The organism is Kitasatospora sp. NPDC040550 (assembly GCF_055594965.1).
This window is the reverse complement of the sequence record NZ_JBVIWC010000008.1, coordinates 222,210-239,532: the sequence shown is the minus strand read 5'-3', so window position 1 is coordinate 239,532 and position 17,323 is coordinate 222,210. Positions and strand designations below refer to the sequence as shown.

13 protein-coding genes and 1 tRNA gene are annotated in these 17,323 nt (G+C 74.2%); 4 read left to right on the top strand and 10 right to left on the bottom strand.

The genetic code is table 11. From position 1 onward, the window contains the following. Positions 1-171 precede the first annotated feature (171 nt). Positions 172-1,932: a penicillin-binding transpeptidase domain-containing protein gene (locus tag ACZ58X_RS14985; protein ID WP_470334068.1), complete on the top strand. Its 1,761-nt coding sequence runs from the start codon at positions 172-174 to the stop codon at positions 1,930-1,932. A 77-nt stretch (positions 1,933-2,009) separates the two neighbouring features. Here ACZ58X_RS14985 and ACZ58X_RS14980 read toward each other — a convergent pair whose 3' ends face one another. The 6 genes from ACZ58X_RS14980 to ACZ58X_RS14955 form a co-directional block, all read right to left on the bottom strand. Further along, entirely contained in the window at positions 2,010-3,434 is a 1,425-nt protein-coding gene (locus tag ACZ58X_RS14980) for a glycosyltransferase 87 family protein (RefSeq protein WP_470334067.1), read from the bottom strand. Positions 3,435-3,577: 143 nt separating this feature from the next. Then, the gene (locus tag ACZ58X_RS14975) at positions 3,578-5,065 is read right to left on the bottom strand and encodes an amino acid permease (RefSeq protein ID WP_470334066.1); all 1,488 of its coding nucleotides are present in this window, start codon (positions 5,063-5,065) and stop codon (positions 3,578-3,580) included. Positions 5,066-5,313: 248 nt separating this feature from the next. Beyond that, entirely contained in the window at positions 5,314-6,822 is a 1,509-nt protein-coding gene (locus ACZ58X_RS14970) for a penicillin-binding transpeptidase domain-containing protein (RefSeq protein ID WP_470334065.1), read from the bottom strand. After that, the gene (locus ACZ58X_RS14965) at positions 6,822-8,201 is read right to left on the bottom strand and encodes an FtsW/RodA/SpoVE family cell cycle protein (RefSeq protein WP_470334064.1); all 1,380 of its coding nucleotides are present in this window, start codon (positions 8,199-8,201) and stop codon (positions 6,822-6,824) included. The genes ACZ58X_RS14970 and ACZ58X_RS14965 overlap by 1 nt, the downstream gene beginning before the upstream one ends. Positions 8,202-8,366: 165 nt before the next feature. Then, the gene (locus ACZ58X_RS14960; protein WP_470334063.1) at positions 8,367-9,050 is read right to left on the bottom strand and encodes an ABC transporter; all 684 of its coding nucleotides are present in this window, start codon (positions 9,048-9,050) and stop codon (positions 8,367-8,369) included. Beyond that, positions 9,050-9,892: an ATP-binding cassette domain-containing protein gene (locus ACZ58X_RS14955; RefSeq protein ID WP_470334062.1), complete on the bottom strand. Its 843-nt coding sequence runs from the start codon at positions 9,890-9,892 to the stop codon at positions 9,050-9,052. The genes ACZ58X_RS14960 and ACZ58X_RS14955 overlap by 1 nt, the downstream gene beginning before the upstream one ends. Positions 9,893-10,066: 174 nt before the next feature. On the opposite strand from ACZ58X_RS14955, the gene ACZ58X_RS14950 reads away from it, so the two are divergent. From ACZ58X_RS14950 to ACZ58X_RS14940, 3 genes are all read left to right on the top strand, one after another. Further along, positions 10,067-11,389 carry a VWA domain-containing protein gene (locus ACZ58X_RS14950; RefSeq protein ID WP_470334061.1) on the top strand — a complete coding sequence of 441 codons (1,323 nt, stop codon included), beginning with the start codon at positions 10,067-10,069 and terminating at the stop codon, positions 11,387-11,389. A 2-nt stretch (positions 11,390-11,391) separates the two neighbouring features. Then, a complete protein-coding gene (locus ACZ58X_RS14945; protein ID WP_470334060.1) occupies positions 11,392-12,261 on the top strand; it encodes a peptidase in 870 nt (289 codons plus the stop codon). 65 nt (positions 12,262-12,326) lie between these two features. Next, a complete protein-coding gene (locus tag ACZ58X_RS14940; RefSeq protein WP_470334059.1) occupies positions 12,327-12,791 on the top strand; it encodes a universal stress protein in 465 nt (154 codons plus the stop codon). Here ACZ58X_RS14940 and ACZ58X_RS14935 read toward each other — a convergent pair. The 4 genes from ACZ58X_RS14935 to sepX form a co-directional block, all read right to left on the bottom strand. Continuing rightward, entirely contained in the window at positions 12,781-14,403 is a 1,623-nt protein-coding gene (locus tag ACZ58X_RS14935) for a DUF2079 domain-containing protein (protein WP_470334058.1), read from the bottom strand. The two genes, ACZ58X_RS14940 and ACZ58X_RS14935, sit on opposite strands and share 11 nt — an antisense overlap. Before the next feature lie 40 nt (positions 14,404-14,443). Next, on the bottom strand, positions 14,444-15,688 hold the full coding sequence (locus tag ACZ58X_RS14930; RefSeq protein WP_470334057.1) for a glycosyltransferase 87 family protein: 1,245 nt from the start codon (positions 15,686-15,688) through the stop codon (positions 14,444-14,446). Positions 15,689-16,042: 354 nt separating this feature from the next. Further along, positions 16,043-16,116, bottom strand: a tRNA-Ala gene (locus tag ACZ58X_RS14925). 71 nt (positions 16,117-16,187) lie between these two features. Further along, positions 16,188-17,192, bottom strand: a complete 1,005-nt coding sequence (gene sepX / locus ACZ58X_RS14920) for a divisome protein SepX/GlpR (protein WP_470334056.1) — start codon at positions 17,190-17,192, stop codon at positions 16,188-16,190. Positions 17,193-17,323: the final 131 nt, after the last annotated feature.

Below are 17,323 nucleotides of genomic sequence, written 5' to 3'. Positions count from 1 at the left end.
CACACCCTCCCCCCGAACCGTCCGTACCCGGTCCACGACACGTACCAGATCCGTCACAAGTCCCCGGCGTTTCGTCGGCCCGCCGATCCGGCCTGCCTAGGGTGGGGGGAGTACCGCGTTTCCGGCCCCGCCGGTTGCGCCCGGCCGCGAGACCCCTGGGGGATTTGCACCATGCGCAGTGGCGCGAAGATCGGCATCATCACCGGCGTGTCCATCGCCGTCCTCGCGGGCGGTGGCTACGGGGCCTACAGCCTGATGGGCGGCTCGGACTCCTCGTCCGGCGACAAGAAGCCCCGCACGGTGGTCGCCGAGCCGCCCACGGCCGACCAGGCGGCGAACGGTGCGAAGGACTTCCTGGCGGCCTGGACCTCCGGCGACATCGCCAAGGCGGCCTCGCTGACCGACGACCCGGCCGCGGCCACCACGGCGCTGACCGCCTTCAAGGACCAGGTGAAGCCCAGCGCGCTGACCCTGACCCCGGCCGGCCCGGCCACCCCGCAGGCCTTCGCCTCGGCGACCGGCACCCCGACCCCGGCCAAGCCGACCGGCGCGGCCTCGGCGACCCCGTCCGCGGGCGCCACCGCCGGCGCCACCGAGTCGCCGTCCGCCGCCGCCTCCGGGCCGACCGGCGTGCTGATGGGCTTCAAGGCCCGCGCCGAGTTCGCCGGCACCAGCCGGGTCTGGGACTACAACGGCTTCCTCGGCGTCGTGAAGATGAGCGACAACACCCCGGCCGTGCACTGGGCGCCCTCGGTGATCCACCCGCACCTGTCCGGCAACGAGACCATCGCCACCCAGCAGGTCTTCGCCCCGCCGTCCACCGTGGTGGACCGCAACGGCAAGGCGCTGCAGGGCGCCTCGCTCACCCCGGCGCTGATGGCCACCCTCCAGGACAACGCCCGCAAGCTGCTGCCCCCGGACCCGAACAAGGACCAGGACGCGGGCAGCGCGGTGGTGATCACCGACCCGGCCGGCAAGACCGCCGCGGACAAGCTGTTCACCATCGTCGAGCCCAAGCCCGGCAAGCCGTTCAAGGTGACCATCGACAACACCCTCCAGGCCGCCGCCGAGAAGGCGATGACCGACCTGGGCGGCAAGCAGGGCTCCATCGTGGCCATCGAGCCCAGCACCGGCCAGGTGCTGGCCTTCGCCAACGCCCCGGCCACCGGCCAGAACCGGGCCTTCACCGGCCTGCTCGCCCCCGGTTCGACGATGAAGATCGTCACCTCGACGGCCCTGCTGGAGGCCGGGCTCACCCCGGACAGCAACGTGGCCTGCCCGGAGAAGAGCAGCAACCCGGTGGCGATCCCGAACGACTTCCCCGGCGCCTTCCCGGACTACACGCTCCAGAAGGACTTCATGGTGTCCTGCAACACCGCCTTCATCAACCAGGGCCTGACCAGCCTCAAGCCCGAGACGCTCGCCGGCACCGCCAAGGACGTCTACGGCATCGGCCTGGAGTGGAAGACCGGCCTGCCGAACGCCGACGGCAAGATCCCGGCGACCCCGGGCAGCAAGGACGAGCAGGCGATGAACTACATCGGCCAGGGCAAGGTCCAGATGAACCCGCTGGCCATCGCCTCGATCACGGCGACCGTCCAGAGCGGCGGGTTCAAGCAGCCGGTCCTGGTCGCCGGCCTGCCCCAGCAGCAGGCGGCCCGGCAGATCTCGCCGGACGTCGCCGCCAAGCTGCGCGCGATGATGAACGCCACCGCCGTCGGCGGCACGGCCAGCCAGGTGATGGCCGGGATCACCGACAACGCGGGGGCCAAGACCGGCTCCGCCGAGGTCCAGGGCGCCTCCACCACCAACAGCTGGTTCACCGCCTTCCGCGGCAACCTCGCGGTCGCCGCCGAGGTCCAGGGCGGCGGCCACGGCGTGGACGCGGCCGGCCCGGCCGTGGCCTCGCTGCTCAAGTCCGGCAACAAGTGACCGTCTGAGGCAGGTACGCGGGTACGCGAGGAGCCCGCCACGTCACCGTGGCGGGCTCCCGTGCGTCCGGGCCCCGCTCAGCTCCTCGGCAGGGCGGGTGCCGGTGCCTCCGGCGCGGGCCTGGGCGGCACCGGGCGCCGGCTGCTCCAGCGCCGGGCCGCCAGCCGGGGCCAGATCACCAGGACGGCGGGCAGCGCCAGGTACCCGAACCGCCCGGCCGGGGCGAGCGTGAAGGCGATCGCCAGCCCGGCGGCCAGCAGGTCGGCGGCGGCGATCGCGGAGACCGGCGGCCGGGCCACCAGCCAGATCGCCACCCCGACCAGGGCGAGGGTCATCAGCGCCAGCGACACGCTGTGCCCGGTGGGCCCGAAGCCGGCCAGCACCTTGCCGGGCAACGGGCTGCCCGCGGGGGTGCGGATCGCGGTCATCCCGAGCGGGAAGCGCACCACCTGGTCGCGCAGCGCCTGCGGCTGGGTCAGGACGGACGGCAGCAGCACCGCCGCGCTCACCCCGGCCCCGATCAGCGCGGTCCGGGCGGCGGGCCGCCGGCCGTACAGCCGCCACAGCAGCAGGACGGCCACCGGCAGGGCGGGCCAGGCGGTCCACTTGAGGCTGCAGGCGAGGGCGAGCACCAGCCCGGCGGCGACGGTGCGGTCCCGCTCGGCGAGCGCCATGGCCAGGCAGCAGACCCCGATCAGCGGCAGGTCGACGCCGCCGACCGCCAGGGCCAGCGCTATCAGCGGCGAGGCGGTGAGGACGGCCAGCGGCAGCAGCGGCGCGCGCTGGCCGTCGGTGCCGGACCGGGTGGGCCGAAGCAGCCGCCAGGCGGCCAGCAGGCAGACCACGAAGGTGAGGGCGAACCAGATCCGGGCGTCCCCGGCGACCCGGGTGAAGGCGGTGGAGCTGCCGAGCAGCTGGCGCGGCAGCCCGAACAGGGACATCGCCGGGAGGTAGGGGTTGTAGTCGGTGACGACCACCGGGTGCGGGAGGTAGACGTCGCCGGTGGTGAGCATCAGGTGGGCCGAGCGTTCGACCACCATCACCTCGGACTGGTGGCGGCCGGTCACCGCGAGCAGCCCGAGCGGGGCCAGCACGGCCCCGAGCAGGGCGACCACGGCGGCGGCCTCGGCCGCGAAGCGGCGCGGCAGGGTCAGGCAGAGCAGTCCGGCCACCACGTAGGCCGGGGCCGCGACCAGGCCCCACAGCCGCTGGTTGGCCAGGTCGGAGACGAGCGGGAAGGCCGCGGCCCAGCCGGCCGCGATCAGACAGCCGAGCAGCTGCACCCAGCGCAGCGAGGCGAGCCGGGCGGGATTCCACCGAACGGGCGTGGGCGGGAAGGTGCTCTCACCACGCTGACGGGGGAACGGGCGGCTCGTGGAGCCCGCGGGCGGCCGTCCGGGTCTGGCCGGCGGTTCGGCGTCGATGGTCGGGGCCGGCGTTCTGGAGCGGCCGGTGAAGCGGCCGCGCGGGCGGGAGAAGCCGGGCGTGCGGGTGCTCACCATGGTGGAAGGTTATGGCGGCGAACCGGGCCCTGTCGCCACCGTCTCGGGCGCCGATCGGGACGCTACGCGCGTAGGGCCGCCGGGTGTCGTACCACGCGGCGGCCCTTCACGATTGGATAACGGCCCGGCGGCCGACGCCCTGGTCAGCCGGTGCCGGTCCCGGTCGGGACGGCCGGCCGCTCGGCGCGCTCCAGTCGGGAGTGCTTGACGCTGTAGCCGAAGTAGACGACCACGGCGACGGCGAGGGCGATCGCCCCGGCCCGGAAGGTGTCGGCGTGCAGGCCCGTGATCAGGTAGCCGCAGAAGCCGACGCTGAGCAGCGGGACGACCGGGTAGCCGGGGACCTTGAAGCCGCGCGGCAGGTCGGGCTGGGTGCGGCGCAGCACGATCACGCCGATCGAGACCACCGAGAAGGCGATCAGGGTGCCGAGGCTGGTGATGTCGGCCAGCACGTTCAGCGGGATGAACGCGGCCAGCGCGCCCACACCGAGCCCGACCACCAGGGTGTTCCAGACCGGGGTGCCGGTGCGCGGGGAGAGCTCGGCGAAGCGCTTGGGCAGCAGGCCGTCGCGACCCATCGAGTAGAGGATGCGGGTCTGCCCGTAGATCACCACGAGGGTGATGCTGAAGATCGAGACGATCGCGCCGACCGCGAAGATCATCGCGGGCCAGCTCTGGCCGGTGATGTCCTGGAGGATCTGGGCGAGCCCGGCCTCCTGGCCGTCGAACTTCTGCCACGGCTGGGCGCCGATGCCGGCCAGCGCGACCAGGATGTAGAGCAGGGTCACCACGACCAGCGAGATGATGATCGCCATCGGCATGGTCCGGCGCGGGTTCTTGACCTCCTCACCGGCGGTGGACACCGCGTCCAGGCCGATGAAGGAGAAGAAGATGCTGGACGCGGCGACCTGCACGCCGCCGATGCCGAGCGGCATGAACGGGGTCAGGTTGCCGGAGTGGAAGCCGGTGAGCGCGACGCCGATGAACAGCAGCAGGATGGCGATCTTGATCGCGACCATGGCGGCGTTGACCTTCACCGATTCGCTGACCCCGCGGATCAGCAGGACGCAGACCATGGCGACCAGCAGCAGCGCCGGCAGGTTGAACCAGTGGGTGCTGTCCGGCGCCCCGGACAGCTGCTCGGGGATCTTGACCCCGAAGGCCAGGTCGAGGAACTTGTTCAGGTACTCGGCCCAGGTCACCGCGATCGCCGAGGCGGAGACGCCGTACTCCATCAGCAGGCAGATGCCGACGCCGAAGGCGACGCCCTCGCCGAGGGTGGCGTAGGCGTAGGAGTACGAGGAGCCGGAGACCGGGATCGCGGAGGCCATCTCGGCGTAGCAGAGCGCGGTGAGCCCGGCGGTGACCGCGGCGATCACGAAGGACAGGATGACCGCCGGACCGGCCGACGGCACCGCCGTGTTGAGCACGAAGAAGATGCCGGTGCCGATGGTGGCGCCGATGCCGATCGCGGACAGCTGCCAGAGCCCGATCGAGCGGCGCAGGTGGATACCGGAGCGGCCGCCCTCCTCGGGCGCGCCGGCCGGCAGGTCGCGGCCCTCGCTCTCGGCGATCAGGGTCGAGACGGGCTTGCGGCGCAGCAGACGCGCACCGAGGGTGTTGCTGGCCAAAACTGCTGTCCTTCTAGGCGGGGGAGGGTGTCCTAGTGGCCGGTCACCCTGAGCACTGGGGGGGTGCCTTCGGGGACCAACCGAACAAACATGGGACAGTACCCGGCAAAGGCACCAGTGTCGCAAACAACCAAGACCGATCCGCGCATTGTACGAATCGGCGCAGCAGAGCTCACAAACCGGACACTTCGCACGCGGCGGATCTTCCGGGCATCCGATAGAAGACCAGGTCAACGCCCCTGTCCGGGTCAGCTGCCGAGCACCGCCCGCATCACCGAACGGGCGATCGGGGCGGCCAGCGCGCCACCCGTGACGTCCGTGGCGTCACTGTCCGCGACCACCACCGCGACCGCGACCGGCGGCACGGCGGCCGAACCGGCCGGCTTGGCCCAGGAAATGAACCAGGCGTACGGCGTCCCGCTGTTGTCCACCCCGTGCTGGGCGGTACCGGTCTTGCCGCCGACCACCGCCCCGGGGATCCGGGCGTTGCCGCCGGTGCCGTTCTCCACCACGTCCGTCATCAGCTTCCGCACCTGCCCGGCCACCGCCGGGGTCAGCGCCTGCCGGTACACGGCCGGCCCGCGCACCTCGACCTCGGTGCCGTCGCTCCTGGTCAGCCGCTCCACCAGCCGCGGCCGCATCACCGTGCCGTCGTTGGCGACCCCGGCCGCGACCATCGCCATCACCAGCGGGGTGGCCGCGGTGTCGAACTGCCCGATCGAGGAGAGCGCCAGCTGCGCCGGGTCCATCGCGGTGTCGACGTTGGACCGGGCCGGGCGCACCGGCACGTCCAGCCTCGGGTCGTTGAAGCCGAAGCCCTCGGCCGTCGCCACCAGCTTCTCCAGCCCGGTCCGCACCCCCAGGTGGCCCAGCACGCTGTTGCAGCTGGCCGTCATCGCCGCGTCCAGCGACAGCCCGGGCCGGTCGCAGGCCGCGCTGTCGTTCACCAGCGGCGTGGCCGTCCCCGGCAGCACGTACGGGAAGGGCGCGTCGGTCGGCGCGTCCAGGTCGGTCACCACCCCGGCCGCCAGCGCCGCGGCGGCGGTGACCACCTTGAAGGTCGAGCCCGGCGGGTACGTCTGGCGCAGCGCCCGGTTGAGCATCGGCCGGCCGGGGTCGGTCTGCAGGCGGTTCCAGGCCGTCTGGTCGGCCGCCGCCGAGCCGGCGAAGTCGCCCGGGTCGTAGGAGGGGGTGCTGGCCAGCGCCAGGATCCGCCCGGTGGCCGGCTCGATCGCGACGACCGCGCCCTTCTGGTCGCCGAGCCCGCGCACCGCGGCCTGCTGGGCGGCCCGGTCGATCGTGGTGAGCACGTTCCCGCCGGGGCTGCGCCGACGGGTGAGCGCGTCCCGGAGCGACCAGCCGGTCAGCCGGCCGTCGGTGCCGTTCAGCAGGGCGTCCTCGGTGCCCTCCAGCTGGCTGTTGCCGTACGCCTGGGAGGCGAAACCGGTGACGGCGGCGTACGTCGTTCCGTCGGTGTAGGTGCGCTTGTAGGCGTACCGGCCGCCGGTGGCCCGGGAGCCGGTCACCGGCTGCCCGCCGACCAGGACGTCCCCGCGCGGCTGGGCGTAGCCCTCGATGACCAACCGCTGGTTGGCGCTGTTGCGGTCGAGGTCCCGGGCCTCGAAGACCTGCACCCGGGTGGCCTGCACGCACAGCGCCCCGACCAGCAGCAGGCAGAAGGTGGCGGCCCGGCGACCGGTGACCGAGATCCCGGGCAGCCCCTGCGGTCCGTTGCCCCGCGGCCCGAGGCCGACCATCACCGCACCTCCGGTCCGGGCCCGGACGCGGGCTCCGGCCCGGGCCCTGACGCGGGCCCGGGCACCGGCCGCCGGGCGTCGTCGCTCATCCGCACCAGCAACGCCACGATGATCCAGTTGGTCACCACCGAGGAACCCCCCTGGGCGATGAACGGCATCGTCATCCCGGTCAGCGGGATCAGCGCCAGCACCCCGCCCGCCACCACGAACACCTGGAGGCCGACGATCGCGGCCAGCCCGATCGCCAGCAGCCGCCCGAACGGGTCGCGCAGCGCGATGCCGGTCCGGAAGCCGCGCGAGACCAGCACCGCGTACAGCAGGAGCACCGCGATCAGCCCGGTCAGCCCCAGCTCCTCGCCGATGGTGGCGAGGATGAAGTCCGACTTGGCGGCGAAGCCGATCAGCACGGAGTGCCCGTTGCCCAGCCCGGCGCCCAGCTCCCCGCCCCAGGCGAAGGCGAACAGCGACTGGGCGATCTGGTTGGCGCCCCGGCCGGCCGCGATCGACCCCAGCGGGTCCAGCCAGTCCACCACCCGGCTGTGCACGTGCGGCGAGAGCCAGCCCACCGTCACCGCACCGACCGCCGCCAGGCCCAGCCCGATCGCGATCCAGCCGGTGCGCGCGGTGGCCACGTACAGCATCACCACGAACAGCCCGAAGTACAGCAGGGCCGTCCCGAGGTCGGTCTCCAGCACCAGCACCCCGACGAAGGCCGCCCAGATCAGCAGCACCGGCCCGAGCACCCGCCCGCGCGGCAGCTGCCAGCGCCAGACCCGGCGGCCGGTGAGCGCCAGCGCGTCCCGGTGCACCGCGAGGTAGGCGGCGAAGAAGACCGCCAGCAGGATCTTGGCGAACTCCCCCGGTTGGAAGGAGAGCGGCCCGATCACGATCCAGATCCGGGAGCCGTACACCGGCGGGAAGAGGATCGGCAGCACCAGCAGGACCAGCGCCAGCAGCGCCCCGACGTGGGCGTAGCGGCGCAGCCGCCGGTGGTCGCGCACCAGCAGCAGCACGGCGGTGAACAGCCCCGTCCCCAGGGCCGACCAGAGCAGCTGGGTGGAGGCGGCCTCCCGGCCGGGGGTGGCCCGGTCCAGGCGGTAGATCACCACCAGGCCGATCCCGTTCAGCAGCACCGCGATCGGCAGCAGCAGCGGGTCCGCGTACCGGGCCCGCAGGCGGACCACGCCGTGCGCCGCCAGGGCGAGCACGCCGAGCGCCGCCCCGTACTGGGCGGCGTCCGCGGGCGCCTCGCCGTCGAGGTCCACCCCGACCTCGACGTAGCCGAACACGGCGATCAGGACCGCGGCCAGCACCAGCACCAGCTCGGTGGTGCGCCGGGGCCGCACCGGCCGAACCGGCCGGGCCGCGGATCTCGTCACGGCGGAGGGTGTCGCCACGGACCGTCCTGGGGGAGGCGGGAGTCGAAGGGGCCGACCGGGTCCGGACACCGGTGCCCCGGTTCGTCACCCTAACGAGCACTATCCATATCTATCAGCTCTTCGCCCCGGTGTGTCCGCCTTTGCGGCGATCACGCCCGCCGCACCTCACTCCGGCCGCCGCCCGGCCAGCACCGCCACCCCGGCCCCGACCACGGCCAACAGCAGCACGGCGAGCAGCAGTTCACCCCACGGCACGGCCACCTGCCCGGTCCGGGCCGCCGTCACCACCCCGCGCACCGCCGCGTTGGCCGGCGAACCCGGCAGCACCAGCGCCGCCGCGGCCAGCCCCAGCGCCGCCAGGATCCCGTACGGCGAGCGGACCAGCACCGGACGGTTGCCCAGCACCCCGGCCAGCGCCCCCGACACCACGCAGACCACCGAGGTCGCCGACCCGGCCAGCAGCGCCCCGCCCACGCCCGGCTCCCGCCCCGCCCCCGGGTCCGCCACCGCGCCACCCGCCCACCACAGCGCCGCCACCTCGCCCACCGCCAGCACCAGCCCCGCCGTCACCGCCGCCAGCAGCGCCCCCAGGTGCACCCGCACCGGCCCCGCCACCGCGACCAGGCAGGCCCGCGAGGCCGGCGGCTCGACGGCCAGCACCGCCCGCACGTACCAGGCGCTCACCGGCACCAGCAGCCCCGCCCCGAACCCGAGCCCGCCCAGCAGCGGATCGCCCGGCGTCACCCCGACCACCAGCACCAGCGCGAACGCCAGGAACGGCGGCAGCCAGGCGTGCGAGCGCACCAGCAGCTCCAGGTGGTACCGGGTCAGCGCCCCGACCTGCCGCATCACCCCTCCTCCCGCCGGCGCACCGCCAGCACCCGCAGCGCCGGGCGGCCCAGCAGCAGCCCGCGCAGCAGGGCGTCCGAGTGCCCGGCCGACACCTCCAGCCGCACCGCCGTGCCGCCCAGCGCGGTCACCACCGGCGCGCCCGGCAGCCGCTCCGGCAGCGGGGCGCCGTCCGGGAGGTCCACCTCGACCTCCACCACCGGCCCGCCGTCCACCACCGGCGCCGCCTCCTCGGCCGGCCGCAGCCCACCGTCCGCGCCCACCCGGTAGGCGGCGCTGGTCCGCCCGGCCAGCCGGGCCGGGTCGTGGTCCACGAACAGCACCGTGCCGCCCGCCGCCGCCCGCTCGGCGGCCGCGTCGTCCAGCACCGCCCGCGCCCGCGGGTCCAGCCCGGTCCACGCCTCGTCCAGCAGCAGCACCCGGGCCTCGGCGATCAGCGCCTGCGCCACCGCCACCTTCTGACAGGTGCCCTTGGACAGCCGGCTCAACGGGGTGCCCGCCCGGTCCGCGATCCCGAACCGGTCCAGCCACTCCCCCGACCGCCGCCGCGCCTCCCCCGCCGACAGCCCGTGCACCCGGCCCACCCGCAGCAGGTACGAGGCGGCGTCGAACGGCAACGCCGGCGGGAAGCGCTCCGGCACGTACGCCGCCGCCCCGGGCCGCACCACCCGGCCGGTGCTCGGCCGCTCGATCCCGGCCACCAGCCGCAGCAGGGTCGACTTGCCGCTCCCGTTCGCCCCGGCGATCCGCACCAACTCCCCCGGACCGACGGCCAGTCCGACGTCCCGCAGGATCCACCGCCCGCCCCGCCCGTACCGCTTGCCGACCGCGGTCAGCTCCATCCGCACCCCGCCCCCATCCGGTCCCTTCGAAGGCTATCCGGCGCGGATAAGGCCGCCGTGAACACCGCGTCCGGCAAACCCCTCCCCGCACGCCGGAGTTCACGCCGGGGCGGGCGGGTGCACCGTCCGGTCCCGTTTGGCCTTGACGAACTGATGATCCCTAGGATCGGCCGGGTGAATACCGGACGACGACCGAAGACCAGGCTCGGCAGCCTGCTGGCCGCCCTGGCGATAACGGGCGCCTCGCTGCTCCTCGGCCTGCCCGCCCACGCCGACGAACCATCAGCCGGCGCCTCCCCCGCCCCGAAGGAGGCCCCCAAGGTCGACCTGATCCTGGACGTCAGCGGCTCCATGAACACCGCCGACATCCAGGGCAAGAGCCGCATCTCGGTGGCCCAGAACTCGCTGAACGAGGTGATCGACGCCCTGCCCGCGGAGACCGAGTTCGGCATCCGCACCCTCGGCGCCACCTACCCCGGCAACGACAAGAACATCGGCTGCCAGGACACCAAGCAGCTCTTCCCGGTCGGGAAGACCAACAAGGTCGAGGCCAAGACCGCGGTCGCCACCCTGCGCCCCACCGGCTGGACCCCGATGGGCCTCGCCCTGCGCGGCGCGGCCCAGGACCTCGGCAAGGGCGACGCCACCCGCCGGATCGTCCTGATCACCGACGGCGAGGACACCTGCACCCCGCCCGACCCGTGCGACGTCGCCCGCGAACTCGCCTCCCAGGGCATCCACCTGGTGGTCGACACCCTCGGCCTGGCGCACGACGACAAGACCCGCCAGCAGCTGCTCTGCATCGCCAACGCCACCGGCGGCACCTACACCGACGTCCGCACCCCGCAGCAGCTCACCGACAAGGTGAAGCAGCTGGTCGACCGCTCCAACGACACCTACACGGTGACCCCGTCCAAGACCGCCGGCACCGACAAGTGCGAGAGCGCCCCGGTGCTCACCCCCGGCGTCTACAGCGACCGGGAGAAGTTCTCCGAGCACCGCGTCTACAAGGTCCCGGTCAAGTCCGGCCAGGAACTGCGCGCCTCGGTCAGCGTGGGCCTCGACCGCGCGGTGGCCCGGGACTACGGCGTCCTGCTCCAGGCCACCAGCGCCACCGGCCAGGAACTGGTCCGCGGCACCGACGCCGGCAGCGCCCGCGCCGACGTGATCTCCACCGGCCTGCGCTGGTCCACCGACGACTCCAAGGGCTACGTCACCGCGAGCCCGACCACCTCCGCCAAGGACAAGCCGGACACCACCGTCTGCCTGGTGGTCAGCAACTCGCTGGCCCCGCAGGGCGGCGTCCAGGCCGACCCCGGCATGCCGCTGGAACTGACCGTGGACCTCGCGTCCGCCTCGCCCGCCCCCGAGGGCGCCGCGATGGGCCTCGGCCGCGGCTGGATCCTGCTGCTCACCCTCACCCTGGCCGGCCTCCTCTTCGGCGTGGTCGCCGGCTGGATCGCCCGCTGGCGGATCGCCGTCTGGCGGGAGAACTGATCATGCGTACGACGATCCGCGGCGCCCTCGCCGCCCTCGCCCTGCTGCCCGCCCTCGCGCTGGGCGCCCCGGCCGCCTCCGCCGCCTCGCCGTCCCCGACGGCGAGCGCGAGCGGCACCCCGGCCCCGGCCACCAAGGCCGGCACCTCCTTCCTGACCGCGGTCAACCTCTCCCCCGGCCAGGACGCCGACGTCGCCGTCTCCACCGGTGACTACCTCTACTGGGCGTTCGGCGCCTCCGAGGGCCAGACCCCGACGGTCAGCCTGACCGTCAACCTGGCCCCGGCCGCCGACCGGCACGGCCCGCAGACCTGGAGCGTCGAGGTCTTCGACGGGCTGCGCCGCCGCCAGGCCTGCACCGCCGGCACCCAGAACGCCACCGGCGACCAGAACACCGCCTCGCTGGCGTTGAACTGCACCCTGCGCGAGGTCCGCACCTGGGCCGAGCCGTGGTCCGGCGACCCGCTGCCCGGCACCTACTACGTCCGGCTCTCGGTCACCGACGCCCCGCAGCCCGACCTCGGCCTGGCCGCCACGACCCAGCTGCACGTCGCCGCCAAGGGCAACGCCGACAACGCCCAGCCCGAGGGCGGCGAGCTCAAGGCCCCGCTGGTCCCGCCGGTCGGCGGCGGCGCGAGCACGGCCCGGGCCGCGGCCCCGGTCGCGGAGCAGGAGCACTGGTACACCGGCTGGTTCTCCGGCTGGAACAGCCGCTGGTACTGGACCATCGGCGGCGGCTTCCTGGCCGCCCTGGCCGGCGTCCTCGGCTACCACCTGACCCGGCACCCGCGCGGCCACCGCCCCGGCCACCACGGCCCCGTCCCGCACCAGGGCTCGCACCACCAGCACGGCACCTACGCCGAGCGCCCGTAACGCCCCCTGTCGAGGGCCGGCCGGACACCTTCCGGCCGGCCCTCGAACGCGTCTACGATCGAAGCGTGCAGCCGCGCGGCCGGATCGTGGTCGGCGTGGACGGCTCCGCCCCCGCCCGCGCCGCGATCCGCTGGGCCGCCCGCCTGGCCCGGCGCACCGGCGGCCCGCTGGAGGCGGTGGCGGTCTGGGACTTCCCCTGCCTGTTCGGCGAGCACGGCCTGGTGCCGCCCGCCCTGGACGGCTTCGAACCGGAGCGCCGCGCCGCGGAGATCCTCGACGAGGCGGCCGCCGACTGCGGGCTCCGGCTGAGCCGCCGGCTCAAGGCCGGGCCGCCCGGCCCCGCCCTGGTCGCCGCCGCGGCCGGCGCCGCCCTGCTCGTCCTCGGCAACCGCGGCCACTCCACCCCGCCGGACGCCCCGCTGGGCACCGTCGCCCAGTACTGCCTGCACCACGCGCCCTGCCCGGTGGCCGTCGTCCGGGCGGACGGCGAACGCGCCACCCGGGCGGCCGGTGCCCGGATCAGCCCTTGAACAGGTTGTGCCCCACGTCGGACGGCACCTCGTCCTGGACCGGCTTGCTGCCCGGCCCCGGCACGTGCTCGCCCGGGATCGGCTGGTCGCCCTCGCGGTGCAGCAGCACCACCCCGTCCTCGGCCCAGAGCTGCCGGTACCCGTGCGCCAGCAGCAGCTGGATCCGGTCGGCCTGCTCCTTGTCGGTCTTGAAGGGGAAGGACCGCTTGTCGGCGCGGGTCAGCACGTACTCGCGCCCGCGCGGCGTCCCGTCCACCAGCACCACGTCCGTCCGGGCGGTCAGCCGCGGCGCGATCTGGTTGTCGGCCTCCACCGAGGCGCCGTCCGGGATCAGCGCGGCCGCCCGGACCAGCGCGGCCTCGCTCGCCCTGGGCTCCCAGGAGGACGGCACCGCCAGTTGCAGCAGCCCGATCGGCACCGCCGCCACCAGCGCCACCCCGACCGTGCCGAGACCCAGCAGCCGGGCCCGGCGCCGGGTCCGCTCGGGCCGCTCGGCGCCGCTCAGCCGGCCCAGCACCTCGATGCTCGCGGTCAGCAGGACCGGCCAGAGCATCGAGTCGTAGTGCCGGGCGATCGACCAGTGGTTGGGGTTGCTGGAGAGGATCCGTTCGGCCAGCAGCGGCAGCATGCACAGCACGGTGGCCGAGCGCAGCGGCAGCAGGAACATCGTGCCGAACAGCCAGAGCAGCAGCAGCGGCTTCAACGGCTCGTCGAAGGCGGTCTGCACCAGCAGGAAGGGGTTGTGCAGCAGGTGGGTGACCGCCTGGCCGCCGTCGTCGCCGAGCGCCTTGTAGTTCCAGTAGTAGCCCGGCTCGCCGCCCATCGCCGGGATCAGCCACTTGATCGCCACCGCCGAGGCGATGGGCCCGCCGAGCAGCAGTCCCAGCCCGGTGAGGCGCCCCGCGCGGTCCCCGGTGCGGCGGGTGCGCAGCAGCAGCACCAGCCCGTACGCGCCGACCAGCAGGCCCAGGTCCTCCTTGGTGCAGCACAGCAGCACCGCGGCGAGCACCACCGTGCCGTAGCGGCGGGCCAGGCCCCGCTCCAGCATCAGCAGGATCAGCGGGACGGCGAAGGCCACCTCGTGGAAGCCGACCCGGGAGGCGACCAGCAGCGGCCAGCCGAGCGCGTAGGCCAGCCCGGCCAGGTCGGCGGCCCGACGGGCGGTGCGCGGCTCGGCGGCGGCGAAGGAGTGCGCGGCGATCCGGCGGATCAGCGGCACCCCGAGCGCGAACAGCAGCGCCTGCCCGATGATCAGCGAGCGCGGGTCGTCCCAGATCCAGTACAGCGGCGCGAGCAGCGCCAGGACCGGGGAGAAGTGGTCGCCGAGCAGCGAGAACCCGGGCGGGAACTCGTGGTGGTAGTACTTCAACGTCGAGACCGGCAGCCCGAAGTGGGCGTAGCCGCGCACGCCCTGGTCGAAGATGCCGAGGTCGAAGCCGCCGAGCGAGACGGAGAGCCAGCCCTGCATCCCGATGGCGCACATCACCGCGAAGCACAGCAGGCTGAGCAGCACGGTGCGGCGGGCGGGCGGGCCCAGGACCGCCGCGGCCCGGCGGGCGGCGGCGGGTACGGCGGCCCGGGTCGTCGGCGGGGTCGCGGTCTGCGTGGTCACGTCGGCTCTGGTCCGTCTCTGGTCCGTGAGGTCCGGTCCGTCAGGTCCGGTTGCTCAGGGCGGGGTCGCGGTCGTCGTCGTGGTCGTGGCTTCGGTCGTGGCCGTGGTCGTGGTCGAGCCTGGCGCCGAGCAGCGCCCAGGCACCGGCCGAGGCGTCCACGGCCTGCCGCCGGGCCCGGTACAGCCGCAGGCCGATCGCGACCAGGACGGCGACCGCCAGCGGCGGGTAGATCGAGCCGGGCAGCTGCCAGTACCAGGCGACGCCGCGGCCCCAGCGGTGCGGCACGGCCCACATCACGTGGGAGAGGAACACCGCCAGCGTCACGCCGAGCAGCACCCGGCGGCCGGTGCTCCGGGCCTCCGCGGCCAGCAGGGCGATCAGCGGCAGGCACCAGACCCAGTGGTGGGTCCAGCTGATCGGCGAGACCAGCAGCGCGGTGAGGGCGGCGCAGACACCGCCCCAGGCGTCGGCCCGGCGCAGCACCCGGGCGGAGCGCCCGGCGAGCACGGCCACCCCGAGCCCGAGCGTGGCGACCAGCCCGGAGGCGATCAGCCCGACCGTGCCGGGGTCGTTGACGTCGAGCAGCCGGCAGACGGCCCCGCGCAGCGACTGGTTGTCGACCAGCACGGTGACGCCGACCCGGCTCGGGTCCCACAGGTACCTGGTCCAGAACCCGTACGAGGCGTCCGGCAGCACCGCCCAGCCGACCAGGCCGGCCGCCAGGAAGGTGGCGATGGAGACCAGGGCGGCCCTGGTCCGGCCGGTCAGGAACAGGTAGACGGTGAACAGCCCGGGGGTGATCTTGATCGCGGTGGCGAGGCCGATGCCCACGCCCTTGGACCGGCTGCGGTCCGGGCGGGTGAGGTCCCACAGCACCAGGCAGAGGATGCCCAGGTTGACCTGGCCGTACTGGAAGGTGGTGTAGACCGGCTCCAGCCAGACCGCGAGGCCGGCGGCGAGGACCGTGGCCGCCGTCCGGTACCGCCGGGCGGGCCAGCCGGCCAGCTTGAGCGACAGGTGCACGGCCAGGCCGAGCAGCGCGTAGTTGCCGAGCGTCACCAGGATCCGCAGCGGGCTCACGTCGAACCAGGTGCTCGGCACGAACAGCATCGCGGCGAACGGCGGGTAGGTGGCCGGGAGGTCCCAGCCGGGCAGCCGCATCGCGTACAGGTCGTCGCCGTTGACCACGGCCTGGCCCTCGGCCCGGTAGACGAGCATGTCGACCATGTTCGCCCCGTGCAGGTGCCGCTGGAGGACGAAGGCCGCCACCGACACCACGGCCACGCAGGCCGCCGCGATGGTCCAGGAATTCGGTCTTCCGCTCGCCGGGCCGCCGTCGGGCCCCTCCGGGTCCGCCTGTCGCGTCCACCGTGTCAGACCGAACTCGCGCACCGCGATGGCACCCCGTTGAGATAGACCAGATCGTTCCCTCGTCACCGTCTGGGCCCACCCACCATAACCGACCCCTCTGAGAGTCCCCCGGGCCTCGGAGCACAACGGATTCCGCCCGGCGAGGGCGCTGTGAGCTCGGTCACGGAGCGGGCGGCCCGGAACTTCCGGGGCGTCAAAACGCGAAATCCCGCCGGGAGTCGAACTCCCGGCGGGATCTGCTGGGCCGGTCGGAACCGGTCCGTTGGGTGGAGCTGAGGGGATTCGAACCCCTGACCCCCTCGATGCGAACGAGGTGCGCTACCGGACTGCGCCACAGCCCCAACGAGAAGAAACTTTAGCACCTTTCGGAGGGGGTCCGTGACCACCCCCTGGTCGGGGGTGGTCACGGCGGTCATTCGTTGGCCGCGCGGGGGCGGGACTCCGGGGCCGGGGCCTCGGCGTACTGGTCGAACAGCGGGGTGCTGCGGGACTCGGTGGGCCGCCCGGCGGTCCAGGTGCCGGGGGCCGAGAGGTCCAGGCCGCGGGAGACCCGGGGGGCGACCGGTGCGGTGACGTAGGTCGGCAGCGGGACGGGCACCGGCTCCCAGGAGTCGGGGCCGGCCGCACCGCGCTCGCGCATGCCGTCGACCCACTCCTCGTGCTCGGTCGCCTCGGCCACCGCGGAGGCGGAGGGCACCGCGACGGTGGCCTGCTCCGGATCGGCGGCCAGCCGCAGGTGCGGCCGGCGGCCGGAGCGGTGCTCGGCGGGCGCGGCCGGGGCGGCGTCGTCCGGGGCGGGCGCCTCGACCGTCGGCCGGTCGTCCGCCGGGACCTCGGCGCGCCGGCGTTCGCGCTGGCGCAGCCGCTCGGCCGCCTGGGCGGCCCGGTTGCGGTCCAGCTTCACCTCGTACCGCTGGCGCTCCAGCTTGCGCAGGTGGCCGATGTAGAGGGTGAGGAGGACCGCCGGCACGGCCGGGACCCAGAGGAAGGCCAGGCCCGCCACCGCGGCGACCACCGCGCCGAGCGCGAAGGCCAGGAAGAGGGCGGTGACCATCCGGCGCCGACGGGCCAACAGCAGCGCCCGGCGCTCGGATCCGACCTGCCGCGCCGGGGCCGGCCGTTCGGCCGGTCGCTCCACCGGTGGTTCGGGCTCCCGCACGGCGGGGTCGCCGGAGTCGGCCGCGTCCCGTTCGGGGGGGCCGTCGCTGCTGTGCTCGTCGTCACGCGGTTCGTCACCCAGGGCCCGGGCTGCCCGTCGCTCCAGCGCCGAACGCCCGGCCAGCAGGCGGATGGCGGTGCTGAAGCGTTCCGTCGGGCGCGCCTCGTTGAGTTCGTCCTGCCTGCGGAGCCACATCGGCACCAGATAGGCGGCCCAGGCCCCTACGATGACGGCGTAGATAAGGCCGCTACTGCTCACGATTCACACCGTACGGGCGACGGGGAAGGCCCGGCAGCAATTTGGCGCGGCGTGTCGTGTGATCAAGCTGATTCTCCGACTATTTTGCCGGTGTTTGTGACGGTCCGCCACCGCGCCGATGCCATATCGAT